This window comes from Polynucleobacter alcilacus (genome assembly GCF_018881545.1).
Lineage (GTDB): Bacteria > Pseudomonadota > Gammaproteobacteria > Burkholderiales > Burkholderiaceae > Polynucleobacter > Polynucleobacter alcilacus.
The window spans coordinates 1,910,782-1,926,177 of record NZ_JACVQD010000001.1; the positions used below are offsets into that span (position 1 = coordinate 1,910,782).

At 45.0% G+C, this 15,396-nt stretch carries 19 protein-coding genes and 1 tRNA gene; 12 read left to right on the forward strand and 8 right to left on the reverse strand.

The window, feature by feature from the left end:
• Positions 1-30: 30 nt before the first annotated feature.
• From ICN45_RS09805 to ICN45_RS10455, 3 genes are all read left to right on the forward strand, one after another.
• Positions 31-2,091 carry a sodium-translocating pyrophosphatase gene (locus ICN45_RS09805; protein WP_216175472.1) on the forward strand — a complete coding sequence of 687 codons (2,061 nt, stop codon included), beginning with the start codon at positions 31-33 and terminating at the stop codon, positions 2,089-2,091.
• A gap of 103 nt (positions 2,092-2,194) precedes the next feature.
• On the forward strand, positions 2,195-2,479 hold the full coding sequence (locus ICN45_RS09810; protein ID WP_216175473.1) for a BrnT family toxin: 285 nt from the start codon (positions 2,195-2,197) through the stop codon (positions 2,477-2,479).
• Positions 2,451-2,792 carry a helix-turn-helix domain-containing protein gene (locus tag ICN45_RS10455; RefSeq protein ID WP_255531137.1) on the forward strand — a complete coding sequence of 114 codons (342 nt, stop codon included), beginning with the start codon at positions 2,451-2,453 and terminating at the stop codon, positions 2,790-2,792. The genes ICN45_RS09810 and ICN45_RS10455 overlap by 29 nt, the downstream gene beginning before the upstream one ends.
• Before the next feature lie 69 nt (positions 2,793-2,861).
• Here ICN45_RS10455 and trxB read toward each other — a convergent pair whose 3' ends face one another.
• The gene (gene trxB / locus ICN45_RS09820) at positions 2,862-3,818 is read right to left on the reverse strand and encodes a thioredoxin-disulfide reductase (RefSeq protein WP_216175474.1); all 957 of its coding nucleotides are present in this window, start codon (positions 3,816-3,818) and stop codon (positions 2,862-2,864) included.
• Between the two features lie 39 nt (positions 3,819-3,857).
• Between trxB and ICN45_RS09825 the strand changes: the two genes are divergently transcribed.
• Genes ICN45_RS09825 through serS form a run of 3 tightly spaced genes read left to right on the forward strand, consistent with a single transcriptional unit; the run spans position 3,858 to position 8,226 of the window.
• The gene (locus ICN45_RS09825) at positions 3,858-6,161 is read left to right on the forward strand and encodes a DNA translocase FtsK (RefSeq protein ID WP_439650789.1); all 2,304 of its coding nucleotides are present in this window, start codon (positions 3,858-3,860) and stop codon (positions 6,159-6,161) included.
• A gap of 9 nt (positions 6,162-6,170) precedes the next feature.
• On the forward strand, positions 6,171-6,878 hold the full coding sequence (lolA, locus tag ICN45_RS09830) for an outer membrane lipoprotein periplasmic chaperone LolA (protein ID WP_255531138.1): 708 nt from the start codon (positions 6,171-6,173) through the stop codon (positions 6,876-6,878).
• 37 nt (positions 6,879-6,915) lie between these two features.
• A complete protein-coding gene (serS, locus tag ICN45_RS09835; protein WP_216175476.1) occupies positions 6,916-8,226 on the forward strand; it encodes a serine--tRNA ligase in 1,311 nt (436 codons plus the stop codon).
• Here the strand turns inward: serS and ICN45_RS09840 are convergent.
• Together ICN45_RS09840 and ICN45_RS09845 are read right to left on the reverse strand one after the other, a co-directional pair.
• A complete protein-coding gene (locus tag ICN45_RS09840; RefSeq protein ID WP_216175477.1) occupies positions 8,223-8,645 on the reverse strand; it encodes a type II toxin-antitoxin system VapC family toxin in 423 nt (140 codons plus the stop codon). The genes serS and ICN45_RS09840 overlap by 4 nt on opposite strands.
• Entirely contained in the window at positions 8,645-8,890 is a 246-nt protein-coding gene (locus ICN45_RS09845) for an AbrB/MazE/SpoVT family DNA-binding domain-containing protein (RefSeq protein WP_216175478.1), read from the reverse strand. Before ICN45_RS09845 ends, ICN45_RS09840 begins: the two co-directional genes overlap by 1 nt.
• A gap of 134 nt (positions 8,891-9,024) precedes the next feature.
• Between ICN45_RS09845 and ICN45_RS09850 the strand changes: the two genes are divergently transcribed.
• The 4 genes from ICN45_RS09850 (at position 9,025) to ICN45_RS09865 (ending at position 10,848) form a co-directional block, all read left to right on the forward strand.
• Positions 9,025-9,114, forward strand: a tRNA-Ser gene (locus ICN45_RS09850).
• Positions 9,115-9,210: 96 nt separating this feature from the next.
• Complete coding sequence (locus ICN45_RS09855) at positions 9,211-9,996, forward strand: HD-GYP domain-containing protein (RefSeq protein WP_216175479.1); 786 nt, start codon at positions 9,211-9,213, stop codon at positions 9,994-9,996.
• Between the two features lie 296 nt (positions 9,997-10,292).
• On the forward strand, positions 10,293-10,547 hold the full coding sequence (locus tag ICN45_RS09860) for a hypothetical protein (protein ID WP_216175480.1): 255 nt from the start codon (positions 10,293-10,295) through the stop codon (positions 10,545-10,547).
• A gap of 40 nt (positions 10,548-10,587) precedes the next feature.
• Positions 10,588-10,848, forward strand: coding sequence for a hypothetical protein (locus ICN45_RS09865; RefSeq protein ID WP_216175481.1), 261 nt, complete (start codon positions 10,588-10,590; stop codon positions 10,846-10,848).
• An 8-nt stretch (positions 10,849-10,856) separates the two neighbouring features.
• Here the strand turns inward: ICN45_RS09865 and ICN45_RS09870 are convergent, their stop codons facing one another.
• Entirely contained in the window at positions 10,857-11,723 is an 867-nt protein-coding gene (locus tag ICN45_RS09870; RefSeq protein WP_216175482.1) for a hypothetical protein, read from the reverse strand.
• 215 nt (positions 11,724-11,938) lie between these two features.
• Between ICN45_RS09870 and ICN45_RS09875 the strand changes: the two genes are divergently transcribed.
• Positions 11,939-12,154: an HP1242/YdcH family protein gene (locus ICN45_RS09875; RefSeq protein WP_216175483.1), complete on the forward strand. Its 216-nt coding sequence runs from the start codon at positions 11,939-11,941 to the stop codon at positions 12,152-12,154.
• 10 nt (positions 12,155-12,164) lie between these two features.
• Here the strand turns inward: ICN45_RS09875 and ICN45_RS09880 are convergent, their stop codons facing one another.
• On the reverse strand, positions 12,165-12,509 hold the full coding sequence (locus ICN45_RS09880; RefSeq protein ID WP_216175484.1) for a zinc ribbon domain-containing protein YjdM: 345 nt from the start codon (positions 12,507-12,509) through the stop codon (positions 12,165-12,167).
• Between the two features lie 60 nt (positions 12,510-12,569).
• Here ICN45_RS09880 and ICN45_RS09885 point away from each other — a divergent pair, with 60 nt between their 5' ends.
• Positions 12,570-14,444, forward strand: coding sequence for an AsmA family protein (locus ICN45_RS09885; RefSeq protein WP_216175485.1), 1,875 nt, complete (start codon positions 12,570-12,572; stop codon positions 14,442-14,444).
• Positions 14,445-14,457: 13 nt separating this feature from the next.
• On the opposite strand, the gene ICN45_RS09890 is transcribed toward ICN45_RS09885, so the two are convergent.
• Genes ICN45_RS09890 through ICN45_RS09900 form a run of 3 tightly spaced genes read right to left on the reverse strand, consistent with a single transcriptional unit; the run spans position 14,458 to position 15,300 of the window.
• Positions 14,458-14,805: a phage holin family protein gene (locus ICN45_RS09890; RefSeq protein ID WP_216175486.1), complete on the reverse strand. Its 348-nt coding sequence runs from the start codon at positions 14,803-14,805 to the stop codon at positions 14,458-14,460.
• A gap of 59 nt (positions 14,806-14,864) precedes the next feature.
• The gene (locus ICN45_RS09895) at positions 14,865-15,098 is read right to left on the reverse strand and encodes a SlyX family protein (RefSeq protein ID WP_255531139.1); all 234 of its coding nucleotides are present in this window, start codon (positions 15,096-15,098) and stop codon (positions 14,865-14,867) included.
• Positions 15,079-15,300, reverse strand: a complete 222-nt coding sequence (locus tag ICN45_RS09900; RefSeq protein WP_216175487.1) for a hypothetical protein — start codon at positions 15,298-15,300, stop codon at positions 15,079-15,081. The genes ICN45_RS09895 and ICN45_RS09900 overlap by 20 nt, the downstream gene beginning before the upstream one ends.
• Positions 15,301-15,396 lie beyond the last annotated feature (96 nt).

Genomic DNA, 15,396 nt, shown 5'->3' on the forward strand with positions numbered 1-15,396 from the left:
CAATAGAGATCAACTTTAGGGAGTTCAAGCATGAGTAATGTCACTTTAGGCTTGTATTTTGCCTTGGCATGCGGTGTCCTAGCCGTAGTTTACGGTTTTGTGATGCGCAGCTGGATTTTGAAGCAAGGTACTGGCAATGCCAAGATGCAAGAGATTGCTGAGGCAATTCAACTCGGCGCTGCCGCCTATTTATCGCGTCAATACAAAACCATCGCTGTGGTCGGGGTCGTTCTGACCATCCTGATGGCACTCTTCTTAGACTTCGCGACTGCTATTGGTTTTGTAGTTGGTGCGGTTCTGTCTGGGGCATGCGGCTTCATCGGTATGAATGTATCGGTCCGCGCCAACGTTCGGACAGCAGAAGCAGCTACCAAGGGGATGAATGAAGCCTTAAATGTTGCATTTAAGGGTGGCGCGATTACTGGCATGTTGGTCGTTGGTCTTGGTCTCTTGGGTGTTGGTCTGTTCTTTATGTTCCTTGTCTCGATTGGCTCAGGACAAGATCTCTCTGCTGTATTGCATCCCTTAATTGGTTTGGCTTTCGGCTCTTCATTAATTTCTATCTTTGCGCGGCTTGGAGGCGGTATCTTTACTAAGGGTGCTGACGTGGGTGCAGACTTAGTCGGCAAAGTAGAGGCCGGAATTCCGGAAGATGATCCACGCAATCCGGCAGTGATTGCCGATAACGTTGGTGATAACGTCGGTGATTGCGCAGGTATGGCGGCTGACTTATTTGAAACTTATGCAGTAACGCTCATCGCCACCATGGTGCTGGGATCATTAATTATTTCAAGTGCACCAGTAGCTGCGATTGTTTACCCATTGGTCTTGGGCGGTGTCTCTATCATTGCATCCATTGTTGGTTGCTCATTTGTTAAAGCAACACCGGGGATGAAAAATGTCATGCCTGCTTTGTATAAGGGCTTGATCATTGCTGGTGGCTTATCTTTAATTGCCTTCTACTTTGTAACCAACTTCATCATGCCCGATGATGCGCTCGGTATTCCAGGTAGTCAGTGGCGCTTGTTTGGCTCGACAATAGTTGGCCTTTTGCTGACTGCAGGCTTAGTGTGGATCACTGAGTACTACACCGGTACCCAGTTCAAGCCAGTACAACATATTGCTGAAGCCTCTACTAAAGGTCATGGCACTAATATTATTGCTGGCTTAGGTATCTCCATGAAGTCCACTGCATACCCTGTGCTCTTTGTCTGTGCGGCAATTTATGCAGCCTATTGGTTAGCCGGTTTGTACGGGATTGCGATTGCAGCAACCGCCATGTTGTCCATGGCCGGTATTGTGGTTGCTCTAGATGCTTACGGTCCTATTACTGATAATGCGGGTGGTATTGCAGAGATGGCAGGTTTGCCACAAGCAGTTCGCGATATCACTGATCCATTGGACGCTGTTGGTAACACTACCAAAGCAGTTACCAAGGGTTACGCCATTGGGTCTGCTGGTTTAGCCTCACTCGTACTTTTTGCTGACTACACCCATGCCTTAGAGGGTATTGGCCAACAAGTCTCCTTCGACTTGTCCAACCATATGGTGATCATTGGCCTCTTTATTGGTGGCATGATTCCTTACTTGTTTGGTGCGATGGCAATGGAAGCGGTTGGTCGTTGTGCTGGTGCTGTAGTAGAAGAGGTCCGTCGTCAGTTCCGCGATATCCCTGGAATCATGGAGGGCACTGCGAAGCCTGAATACGGCAAGGCAGTAGATATGCTCACTTCTGCTGCAATTAAAGAGATGATTGTGCCTTCGCTATTGCCAGTGGTGGCGCCGATCGTAGTTGGTCTTGTATTGGGACCAGCCGCATTGGGCGGTTTGCTAATGGGCACGATTGTGACGGGCTTATTTGTAGCGATCTCCATGTGTACTGGTGGCGGTGCTTGGGACAATGCCAAGAAATATATCGAAGAGGGTAACTTCGGCGGTAAAGGTTCTGATGCGCATAAAGCAGCAGTGACTGGCGATACGGTGGGCGATCCCTACAAAGATACTGCCGGTCCTGCAGTAAACCCACTCATCAAGATCATCAACATCGTAGCTTTACTAATCGTGCCGTTGCTGCCGGTAATCAGTCGTTAAGAAAAAGTAATGAAAGTAACAAACTAAAACGCCTAGCAATGCTGGGCGTTTTAGCATTAAGGGGCACTTGACAGGGGTAGTTCATTGAACTACCATTAGATTAATGGATTTTGAATGGGATTGGGCTAAAAGTAACTCATGCCAGATTTCTCGAAATTTTGATTTTGCATATGTGATAACAATTTTTACAGATCCCGCGCTACTTATAGAGCGTGATCAGCGCAGGGATTACGGTGAAGAGCGTTTTCGTGCGTTAGGCGTTATAGATGAAAAGGTCTTTGTAGTTGTTTTTACATCAAGGCATAGGGCTATCAGAATTATTTCGGCAAGAAGGGCTAATAGTAGGGAGGTCAAACGTTATGAAAAAAATAGTTCGCGTAAGTGTTGATCTAAATAATCCTAAAAGCTTTCCGAAGGGTTTTGTTAACAAGAAGTTGCTTGATGCAACTACTGAGCGTCTGATTAAGTTGCACCAAAAAGAAGATGATGCTGATGCTATGCACGATGCTGCAAAGTATGCAAAGCGTGTGCGTGAGCGCATTGGTTTATCTCAACAGGAATTCTCCAATCATATTGAAGTTTCCTTGGAAACTATTCGAAATTGGGAGCAAGGGAAGCGTAGTCCCACGGGCGCAGCAAAAGCGTTGCTAAAAATACTTGACCGCGCTCCAGAAGTGGCCTTACTAGCTCTGAGCACATAAGAGCGAAGAGCGCATTAAATAAAAACGCCTAGCAATGCTAGGCGTTTTTATTAGCAAATCTTTGAAAGCTTAATCCAAAGTTTCTAAATAACGCTGTGCATCTAAAGCAGCCATACAGCCTGTACCAGCGCTAGTAATCGCTTGGCGGTAGATGTGGTCTTGCACATCCCCAGAGGCAAACACACCAGGGATGTTAGTAGCAGTGGCATTACCCTCGAGGCCTGAGTGGGTCTTAATGTAACCATTGTGCATATCGAGCTGGCCAACAAAGAGTTCAGTGTTGGGTTTGTGTCCAATCGCAATGAATACGCCTGTGACAGCAATGTCTTCTGTGCTGCCATCTTGTTTCTTAATGCGCGCACCAGTTACACCTTTTTCATCGCCAAGGACTTCGTCAAGTGTGGCGTTGAGTTTGAGTTCTACTTTACCTTCGGCAACTTTAGCCATGAGACGATCATTCAAGATTGGTTCAGCACGGAATTTATCGCGCCGGTGTATGACGGTTACCTTTTTTGCAATACCGGTGAGGTAGAGCGCTTCTTCCACTGCAGTGTTACCACCACCAACTACGCAGACATCTTGATTACGGTAGAAGAAACCATCGCAAGTGGCGCAACCAGAAACACCGCGACCCATAAAAGCTTCTTCACTCGGTAAGCCAATGTATTGAGCAGAAGCCCCAGTAGAAATAATCAGCGCATCGCAGGTATAAGTTCCAGAGTCGCCAACGAGACGAATCGGTTTCTCAGTAAGGGCTGCAGTATGAATATGGTCAAAAATGATCTCGGTATTGAAGCGCTCCGCATGCTTTAAAAAGCGCTCCATGAGCTCGGGTCCTTGGACTCCATCGGCATCAGCAGGCCAGTTTTCGACGTCTGTGGTGGTCATTAACTGACCCCCTTGAGCCAATCCGGTAATGAGGGTAGGCTTTAAATTGGCTCTAGCAGCATAGACTGCAGCTGTATAGCCAGCAGGGCCAGAACCGAGGATAAGAACTTTGGAGTGTTTTGGGGTATTTGTATTCATATCCAAATTATAGATTTGCTTGTTTACAATCAGCAGAACATGGCGCGAACTGTATATCCGAAGTCCCCAATGACCAGGCCCCCTGAAAACGGTAGTCAGGGCCGGATGCCCCGCCTGCTAATGGAGGCCCGCTGGTTTATCTCCTTGGGTTTATGCCTCGGTTTATTTGCTATTTTGCTTAGCTATTCCAAAGCCGATCCCGCTTGGTCCCATGCTAGTTTTGAGGCCCCCAGGAACCTAGGCGGTCGTTTTGGGGCTTATTTAGCCGATTTAATGCTCTATATCTTCGGAATTTCCGCCTTTTGGTGGGTGGTTCTCTTTGGGCGGCGTGTGCTTAATGGTTGGCGTGAACTTTGGAGTATTCCGCTTCCCCCAGACCCTGACGCTAAGCCAGATTCTTTATTGGTGCGCTGGTTGGGCTTTGGGCTGACTTTAATCTGCAGTATGGGTCTTGAGTCCATTCGGATGCATTCCATGTCCTGGGAGCTTCCTAGGCCTCCTGGTGGCATTTTGGGCGAGTTGATTGGCGATCCCTTACAAATGTCCTTGGGTTTTACTGGTGCAACGCTCATTCTTCTATTTGGCCTCTGTGCTGGTTTGTCTTTGTTTCTCCATTTTTCTTGGTTAGATGTCGCTGAAAAAGTAGGGCGTTTTTTAGAAGTGACCTTTCATCGCATTCGTGAACGTCGCGATAGTGAGGCAGATCGGCGGCTAGGCGAGGCTGCTGCTGAAGAGCGTGAAGAATTTGTGGAAGAGTTCCGCGGACGCGTGGAAGTTGCTGCTCCCGTCCAAATTGTGCGGGCGCCAGCAGAGATTCCAAAGAGTGCCCGTGTCGAGCGCGAGAAACAACAACCCTTGTTTGTGGATATCCCCGATTCAGAATTGCCACCATTGGCATTGCTGGATCCTGTACCAGAAGTAAAAGAAACAATTTCTGCCGATGTATTGGAATTCACATCCCGTTTAATTGAACGTAAGCTCGCAGAATTTAATGTTCAGGTAACGGTAATCGCGGCTTACCCTGGCCCAGTTGTTACCCGTTACGAGATTGATCCCGCAGTAGGCGTAAAGGGCAGTCAGATTGTGAATCTTTCTCGTGACCTAGCGCGTGCTCTAGGCGTAGTCAGCATGCGTGTAGTAGAAACCATTCCGGGTAAGACCTGTATGGCTTTGGAATTGCCAAACCCAACGCGCCAATCTGTCTATCTGTCTGAGATTTTGACTTCCCAAGTCTACAACGATAACCATTCATTATTAACGCTGGCTTTAGGTAAAGATATTGCCGGTAGTCCGATGGTTGCTGACTTAGCAAAGATGCCACACTGCTTGGTAGCAGGTACTACTGGTGCTGGTAAGTCAGTCGGTATTAATGCCATGATTCTCTCTCTGCTCTTTAAGGCTAAACCTGATGAGGTAAGACTCATCATGATTGATCCGAAGATGCTGGAGATGGCGATGTACGACAAGATCCCCCATTTGCTTTGCCCAGTTGTGACAGATATGAAACAAGCATATAACGCGCTGAACTGGGCAGTGAATGAGATGGAGCGCCGCTACAAGCTCATGAGTAAGTTTGGTGTGCGGAACTTGGCTGGCTTTAATAAGAAGATTCTGGAAGCAGAAGAAAAGGGTGAGAAGCTCACCAATCCATTTAGCTTGACTCCCGAAGACCCTGAGCCAATCTATAAGGCGCCTGTCATCGTGATCGTGATCGATGAGTTGGCTGACTTGATGATGGTGTCTGGTAAGAAGATCGAAGAACTCATTGCGCGAATTGCACAAAAAGCCCGTGCCGCTGGTATTCACTTGGTGTTGGCAACCCAACGTCCCAGCGTCGACGTGATTACGGGTTTAATTAAGGCGAATGTGCCAACCCGTATCTCATTCCAAGTGAGCAGCAAGATCGACAGCCGGACAATTTTGGATCAGCAAGGCGCGGAAGCACTACTCGGTATGGGCGACATGCTTTACATGGCACCAGGCACCGGTTTGCCAGTGCGCGTTCATGGCGCCTTTGTATCTGATGATGAAGTCCATCGTGTTGTTGAATGGCTCAAAGAAAAGGGTGAGGCCAATTACATTGATGGCGTCCTCGAAGGTGTGGATGAATCCAATGGCGATGCATTAACCGGCGAGAGTGGTGGTGAAGCAGACCCACTGTATGACCAAGCGGTTGCGATTGTTCTTGAAAACAAGCGTCCTTCGATCTCGTTGGTGCAACGTCATTTGCGGATTGGCTATAACCGCGCTGCCCGCTTGCTCGAAGATATGGAAAAAGCGGGGCTGGTATCCAAAATGGGTAACGGTGGTAATCGCGAGATTCTGCATCGCTCCTCAGAGTAAGGCTGTATTTTGCAAAGATTTTTATCCGCATTGGTAATTTCATTGCTAATCCCATTTGCAATTTTGACTTCCACAACTTTTTCTATCAGTGCCTTTGCTGCTGATGCTGAAAGCGGTGTAGAGCAATTGCGCCAATTTGTGCGTAACTCCAAGACTGCTGAGGGTGATTTTGTACAACAACAGTTGCGCGCACCGAGAGCCAATGAATCCTCAGAAAAAGGTCTCAAGGTTGTGCGCCAGACTCAAGGTCGCTTTGTGTTCCAGCGTCCTGGACGCTTTATCTGGGATACCCAAAAACCTTATGAACAAAAACTGATTACGGATGGCAAGCAACTCATTTTGTGGGATAAGGATTTGAATCAAGCCACTTTTCGTCCAGCGGGTCAGGCTTTATCTGCATCCCCAGCAGCAATATTATTTGGCGAGGCTTCCTTGGATCAAAGTTTCGATTTAGTTGAAGGTGAAGAGCGCTTAGGGATGAAGTGGGTCGCCTTATCCCCGAAGAAGAACCCCAATACTCAGAATAGTAATGACCTGCCCTATACCAAGATTTCTATTGGTATGGTTAACGGTTTACCTAAAGCTTTGGAGTTAATTGATGGGCTAGGCAGCGTGGTTCTTGTAACGCTAGATAGGATTCAATTAAACGTCAACCTCCCGCTAAATCGCTTTACTTTTACGCCACCTGCCGGCGCTGAAGTCTTACGCTTAAACTAGAGTCTAAATCTAAAACTAGAGCAACCCAGAGCAAGATATGATTGATCCGCAATTACTCCGTAAAGATATCGCTTCAGTTCAAGCGCGCTTAGCTACTCGTAAATTTGAACTCGATGTTGAGAAATTTAACGCCCTGGAGTCCGAGCGCAAATCTTTACAAACCCGTACCGAAGAATTACAAGCCAAGCGCAATCAATTGGCAAAAGCCATTGGTATGAAAAAGGGAAAGGGCGAAGATGCTTCTACCGAAATGGCTGAGGCAAGTCAGATTAATGTGGATATGGAATCTGGCTCAGCAAGATTGACGATTCTGCAAGCGGAGATATCGGATTTCTTAATGGGAATCCCCAATCTTCCTGATGAGTCTGTACCAACTGGTAAAGATGAGACCGAGAATCAAGAAGTTAAGCGCTGGGGTGAAGCGCCCATTTTTGATTTTGAGATCAACGATCACGTTGACCTTGGTGGTCCATTAGGTCTAGATTTTGAGACAGCCGCCAAGATTAGTGGCTCACGTTTTGTAGTGCTTAAAGGATCGATAGCAAGATTACATCGCGCCTTAGCGCAGTTCATGCTCGATACCCACACCACACAGCACGGTTACCAAGAAGTCTATACGCCCTATATGGTGAACGCAGCATCCATGCGTGGTACTGGCCAATTGCCCAAATTTGAAGCAGACCTTTTTAAGGTGCCCCGTCAAATGGGTGGCGAGGACGGCGATGGTGAATCCAAAATAGAAAATTTCTATCTCATACCAACTGCAGAAGTTCCGGTAACCAATTTAGTTCGTGATGAGATTGTCAATGCAGATACTCTGCCATTGAAATTCGTAGCGCATACCCCATGCTTCCGTTCTGAAGCAGGTAGCTATGGCCGTGATGTACGAGGCATGATTCGGCAGCATCAGTTTGACAAAGTCGAGTTAGTACAAATCACTAAACCAGAAGACTCTATGCAAGCCCTTGAAGAATTAACAGGCCATGCAGAAAGGATTTTGGAATTGCTCGAGCTACCCTACAGAAAAGTATTGCTGTGTACTGGTGATATGGGATTCGGCAGCACTAAGACTTATGACTTAGAAGTTTGGATACCATCACAAAGTGCGTATCGCGAGATAAGCTCTTGCTCCAGTATGGGTGACTTCCAAGCAAGACGGATGCAAGCCAGATTTAAAGTGGGGCAAGGCAAACCAGAGTTGCTGCATACCTTGAATGGTTCTGGCTTAGCAGTAGGCAGGGCATTAGTTGCATTAATCGAGAACAAGCAACAAGTTGATGGCAGTATTGCTATTCCAAAAGCATTGCAAGCCTATTTAGGCGGCCTAGAAGTGCTTAAGCCGAATTAAATTAAAACAGCTCTCATTTTTACTCTATCAGCATTTTTTCCTAAAACTTTATCTAGCGTTGCCAAAGATTTAGCTTTTAGTTGCTTCGCGGAAGCTAAATGAAGTGCGTCACCAGCCCTGAGGTTTGACTTGCTATCTACAACCAAAATTCCAGCGGAATAATATGTTTTACTTTCAATGGGCATCAGTTCAATATCGTTTTGACAGAGGTCGTCAAATTTTTTCCAGGCTTCGCGACTTTGCTTCTCCGTTATTTGATTCGTTCTGACTTTAAGGCTCAGTGCGCTGGAAAATTCGGTAAATGTCCAGGTTGAAGAAATCATTCTTGCGGAACTGTTTTCATGCCATTTGTCAGCTGCATCGCTCTTTGGTTCGTTTGTGCACAAAGCCACAAAAATACTAGTATCAACATAAATCATTAGTAGCGCGCCTCTGAACGAACTTCATCCATAACGGATTTGCCCATCTTCAATGTGGCCCTGAATGCTCTGAGTTCCGCTGCAATTGCCTTACGGTCCAATTTTTGTGGCCTAATAATTAATGATCCATCCTTCGATAGGGTTGCCTCAACCTTATCCCCATCTTTAAGCTTGATTTCTTTGATGAATGCAGCAGGAATGCGTAGCGCTAGGCTATTTCCCCATTTTGAAATTTGGATATTCATGAGTAAATCCTTTCATAGATATACATATCAGTATATCTATATTAAGGTAACTTATCTCTTTTAGTCTGTCAATGCCTTAGTCAATAACGGGTATAAGGCTTTTGCTATCGCTGGCTATAATGATTTTTCGGTTCGGAGAGGTGGCAGAGTGGTCGAATGTACCTGACTCGAAATCAGGCGTACTATCAAAGGTACCGAGGGTTCGAATCCCTCCCTCTCCGCCAAGCTAAAGGTCTAAGGTTCATATCAAAAAATACAATCCAATTAGAAGACTTAATGTTGTTTTAATTGCCACTATTGGTATTGGTGAAGCCTTAATTATGTTTGTGCTGCCATCTTTTGGGGAATTACCAAATCTTTTAACTGTTTTTCTAGATATGGCACTGCTGATGCTAATAACGATCCCTATCGTTAAATGGCTTGTTATCAAACCAATGACAAAGTATCTTCAGGATTTAGAGCAGGCAAGGGAACAAATTACTGCTAAAGAAAACCAAATGCTGTCCGCCCTGAATTCTTTAGCGAAAGCTAGAGATAATGAAACAGGTACCCATATTATTCGTACTCAGAAATATGTGAAGCTACTGGCTGATCGCATTAGGTCTTCGGGGCATCATTTGGATTTTCTTACTGAAGACCATATCAAGCGATTGGTGAAGGTAGCACCTTTGCATGATTTAGGTAAGGTGGGTATACCGGACCAGATACTAAAAAAAGCAGGGCGCTTGACAGACGAGGAACGGGAGATCATACAAGGACACCCGTTAATTGGAGAAAGTATTTTGTCTACCGCTCAGTCTGATAATGCAGAAACCGACTTAATATCGGTGGCTATAAAAGTAGCGGGGGCCCATCATGAAAAATGGGATGGAACTGGATACCCTAGAAATTTAGCAGGTGAGAATATTCCGCTTGAAGGTCGGATTATGGCGATCGCAGATGTATTTGATGCTCTAGTTAGCGAGCGCCCATATAAGAAAGCATGGACTATTGAAGAGGCCTGTACAGAGATTATTAGCAATAGCGGTACTTCTTTTGATCCCATTGTGGTGAATGCTTTTATTGCAGAACGGCAGCAGTTTGAAGCTATCGCTAGAAAGTCTTAAATACGATTTGTGGCGATTATGCTTAGCGCTAATGCTACATACTTTAGGTACGCAAGGGGGCTGAATATTTTTTTACTGTAAAGGTTTCGGTTTTGATGTAGTTGATGCTTGGTAGTGTTGAGAGCGACTCGGGTAAGATGTGATGTATGTGTTTTCGCTTATCCCTTTTTTCTATATTCATATGGCTAATAACAGGCCAATCCTATGCGCAGATGGGGCCTCCACCGATGGGTCCAAGGCCTGGATTTCAGGGTATGCCTCTGCCGCCACCTAGAATGAATTCTCCCACTCAGATTATGCCAATGAGAGACGACGGCAGAAGACCAGTTGATCAGATTAGTCGAGACTTAGGGGTCACTCCAGACCAATTTAGAACCTGTTTTAATAATGTCAATCCTGCTCCACAGGGTTCGCTACCAAACCCAAATCAAAAACAAGCTAATAAGCAATATTTGTTAAGCTGCCTACAAAAAAGCAATCCAGATATAAGCAATGACTCGCTGGATACGGTGATGGATCGTTATCGACCAGGTGGTAGCTCTGCACAGTAATGCAGGCTAAGATTTCTCAATGAAGCTAAATTATCTATTTATGAAACTGAGCCGCTGTAGTTTTCAACTGCTAGCATTGACTTTAATAGCCTGTAGTACCCCCCAAAGTGATTTTGGGGTTTATCTGCAATCAGATGGAACTATCGGGGTACATGCGCCTAAGAATGCAAAAGAAGATGAAGCGCAGGCTGCTGCTCTTGCAGAGTGCAATAAATCAGGTAAGCAAACTGTCAGGATTTTGGAAAGTCGGAAAACGGTCAATGACCGTTTTCCTTTGACTTATATCTATTCGTGTAGATAAGACTGCTATTAGCTAAGCAACCATTTCTTAATCGACTTATTGACGCACATTGCATCTAAAGCAAGACCAAAAAACTCAGAACCATTGGTAACCATGCTTTCAATCGCTTCAACTTTACCTAGCTTAATGCCGCGTAAGTAGGTGGCTGCACGATAACGTAAGAAATGCTCAGTTTTGCCTTCTTCGTTTTCAGTGGAGCAAAGTTCTAAGCTGCCATAACGGGTTTCTGGGTTGATATTGAGTATGGCTAAGCCCAAGGCACCAATTAATTTATCTGGAACAGGGATTGGTACATAGGAGTAGAGAGAGATCAACATTTCTTCCTCGTCTACTTCAATGATGTGATCAATATCCAGAACATCTTTCTCGGTTAGCTCAGTTTCGCCAGAGTCACCGCCACCAAAAGTCGATTCAAACTGTAGCATTGCAGTATTACTGCCTTTGGAGATCTCGATCATGTCGGGGTAGCCAAGCAAGCCTTTCCACCAATACATTAATGAGAAGGTGCACGGCTTGACTTCAACTAAACCTTTGTTGGTTGATTTAGCAAAGTACAGACCATGAAATTCGTCATCTTGTTCTAGACCATATTGATCCACCTTAGGGGACTTAGAGGAAGCCTTTTTAGATGCTACTTTCTTAGCGGCTTTCTTTGCAGCAGGTTTTTTGGGAGCCAGCTTTTTAGCTACCACTTTTTTTGGCACTTTTTTCTTTGCCGGCGCCTTCTTGGGAGCCGTTTTTTTCACTACCTTTTTGGCTGTTTTTTTAACTACCACTTTCTTAGGGGTAACTTTCTTAGCAGCTTTCTTTGCAGGGGCTTTTTTTACCACCTTAGTAGCTACTTTCTTTTTTGCTGGAGACTTCTTTGTAGCCATGGTTCATTACCCTTCTTTTCGGTTTTATTGTGTTTAATACACCATTGATATTACTTCAGTTTCTGTAAGTAAATAACCAAGCTTGTATGGGGTTTCTCCTGCTAATTATCAGGGCAGGGCTTAAATATAAATAATTACTAAATCCATTGTCCTAAAGCGGGGGCATTGATAAACTAAAAAAGCAGTTTTATACAACCCTAACTTGAAGAGAATCTATGTTCCCTGAATATCGTGAATTAATTACTAAGCTGAAAACTTCAGATCGTCACTTTTCTCATTTATTCGATAAACACAATCATTTGGACCAGAAAATTCAAAGAATGGAGGCTTTTACTGAACCCGGTACTCCGGAGGAAATTGAAACCTTAAAAAAGGAAAAATTGCTATTAAAGGACCAGATTTATGCCGTATTGAAAAAGGCGAGCAATTAAGTCGGTATCTTTAGGCTTTCTTCAGGAAGCAGGCTTTCAGTAACATATTGCCTGCTTCTGTTTTGCAGTCCACCTCATGGTCGCCTGCGACCAAGCGAATCCCTTTAATCTTGCTGCCCACTTTTAATGTAGTGGAAGAGCCCTTCACTTTCAGATCCTTAATCAGGGTTACTGTGTCACCATCAGCCAATAGATTGCCGTTGGCATCTTTCACGATGAGGCCCACTTCTATTTCCTCGGCTGCTAAAGCCATTGGCCATTCATGACCACATTGCGCACAGACAAAGTTATCTGCATCAGGGTAGGTCATGTCTTCCTGACAAGCAGGGCATTTCGGTAGGCTATCTGTACTCATACCGCCTATTTTAGTCTAGACCCCACCGCATACTTTGCTCCGATATAGAATGAATACATCATGAGCAAACCCCTGAAAATCTTCTTCATGGTTCTTATCTCTATATTGGGTATAGGGGGCTTGATTTCTTGGTATGCCGTGTCATCGATCAATACGGGGGCACTAACAAAATTTTTGAGCTCTACGGTAAAAGATGCTACGGGACGGGATTTGACGATTTCCGGTCCCGTAAGCCTCACTTTCTTCCCCTCGATTGGTTTAAAGGCTGAGCAAGTGAGTTTAAGTAATGCGCAATGGGCAAGCGATTCCCAGATGCTTAGCTTAAAACAAGTTGAGCTCGATATAAAGTTATTACCGCTCTTTGCAAAGCGTGTTGAAATTAGCAGCATTAGTGCCAATGGTCTAGTACTTCATTTGCAGTCCAATAAAGCGGGGCAAGATAACTGGGATTTAAGTCCACCAAGCATTGTTCCGAGTGGCCCAGCAGATTCAGTCAATGCAAAAAATAGCGGTAGTACAAATGCACTTACTTCAACTGCTGCTACTGCAAAAACTCCAAACACTGCAACTACAGACACTTCATCCGGTGAAAGTAATTTTGTGGCGATTACCTCCATTCATATGTCTGATGCACGGATTAGCTATCAAGGCGTGGGTAATGCTGTGCAATTGATTACAGTGCCTCAATTTTCATTAGAAGGTGGCGGCAGCAAAACAACTGTCTTATTGGATCTTCAATATGAAAACTATAAATTGGGCTTGAGGGGTAAGACCAGCGCATTACGTCAGGCCCTCATCGACTGGGATCAATCTCCGGTCAATATGAAACTCGACTTCAATCTCTCCTTAAACGGAAAAGCGTTGGACATCACTGGGCAGATTGATAAAAACCCAAAGCAGTTACCGCAATTTGATCTTAAAATGAGTTCTAAATCATTTGATTTAATTCCATTGGCGGCGGCTGCCGCTGCCTCCGCCTCTACCAATGCGAAGAAGCCAGTTACCCCCAAAAAGTCCGAAGCGAAGTATTTCTTTAGCGACCAGCCACTACCATTTGACTTGATCCCTGAGGCTAGCGGCAAAGTAACGATTAATATTGCCGAGTTAAACGTTCCAGATCAAGCCCCATTTAAAAATCTGCAGGCGAGCCTGCTGTTTAAAGGCGATATCCTTGAGCTGAATAGCATGAGCTTTGATCTTGGCAAAGGTCAGGCTCAAGCTCAGGGTGTGATTTCTCAATTCAATAGCGCCAGCCCACTTCTTAGTATGAAGGGCATGGCTAAGGGATTTACGCTAGAGCAAATAATTGCCAGCACAAACTCCAATGCAAAAGTGAGTGGCGGCAATACACAGCTTGCATTTAACCTATCAGGTAGAGGTAAAAGTTTGCATCAGATGGCCGCCTCTTCAAACGGGGCGCTGCAGATCTCTATTAACAATGCCACTCTCGATTCTAAATTGCTCAATAAAGGCGGAGATTTTGTAATCACGGTTTTAGATGCCGTCAATCCCATGCGCAAAAAGACTAACAATACAATTCTGGAATGTGCAGTTGCTTATTTACCGCTTACTAATGGCATGATTCCCTTAAAGAACTCCGTTGGTGTAGAAACCGATCGATTGGATGTTGCCCTATCGGGCAATGTGAATCTCAATACGGAAGTGATTAATATCAAGATCGATCCCCAAGAAAAATCAGGCATTACAACAGGCATTGATTTAGGCGGCTTAGTGCAGTTGGTAGGGACTCTACAAAACCCTCAAGTCGGAGTAAGTAAAGAGGGCGTTGTGAACAGCGCAGTCTCTATTGGACTAGGCTTTTTAACTGGTGGCATCAGTATTGCTGCTGAAAATGCAAAATCACCCGCATCCAAGAGGCAGTCCTGTACTGCAGCACTGCACTCTTGGACGAGTATTTATCCTGGATCGAATTAATCCAGAAGTTGTATTAGAAAACCAAGCCGCTGATAAAGAGGCTGAATAAAGAAATAAAGATACTGGCAAAAAGTGCAGTCCAGAAGCTAGAGATTGTAAATCCGCTCACTACTGCAGATACCAGCATTAGCACTAAGGCATTGACTACTAGCAAAAATAGACCCATGGTGAGGACCGTGAGTGGTAGCGTAAAGAGCACCAACAGCGGCTTAACAATGGCGTTAGCAAAGCCTAGGACGAGAGCAGCAATAATCAGTGAGCTACCATCTGCAAAGCGTAAGCCACTAAAAATATAGCTAGCTACCCAAAGAGATAAAGAAGTTAAGCCCCACTGGACCAGAAATAGCGTTAAGTTACCCATAGTTGTCTTTCTATTGAGGTTGTAGAAAACGGCACTTACAGCACAATCTTAGCAGTGGTTTAGTAATGGGGCGGAATATCATCTTTGAGGCTCCCACTACCAGTGCCTGCACTACTGGCTTGCTCTTTAATGTCCTTTAGCTCCCGGTACAGAAACTCAATTTGTTGCTGTTGCTTATAGACGGTCTCATTGAGTGTTTCGATCAGGTCCTCGGTAAAGCTCAACTTGATTTCGAGATTAGTAATTCGGTCATCGGTCATATTGCCATCTCCTTCAGGGTGCAATGAGTTCAAAGCGCCCATCTTCCATTTCCGCTTTTGGTCTAATCCAAAAGTCATTTGACTGCATGGATTCGTAAACATAGGCAGGTTCGAGCGTAGCTTCAATATTGGCTAGCAACAGCACTTTATAAAAACCACCCGTCTTGATGTGTTTCAGTTTGCTGCCTGGTTTAAATAGGCCATCATCAGGATCCGCCATTTTATTTTTAGTCATGTCAACGATGCACTTTCTCAGTATGGTCTTGTGATGGTAAATCCCATCCCGAACTCCATTCTAGATATATCCCCGATTCCTTACAGATTTACTGCG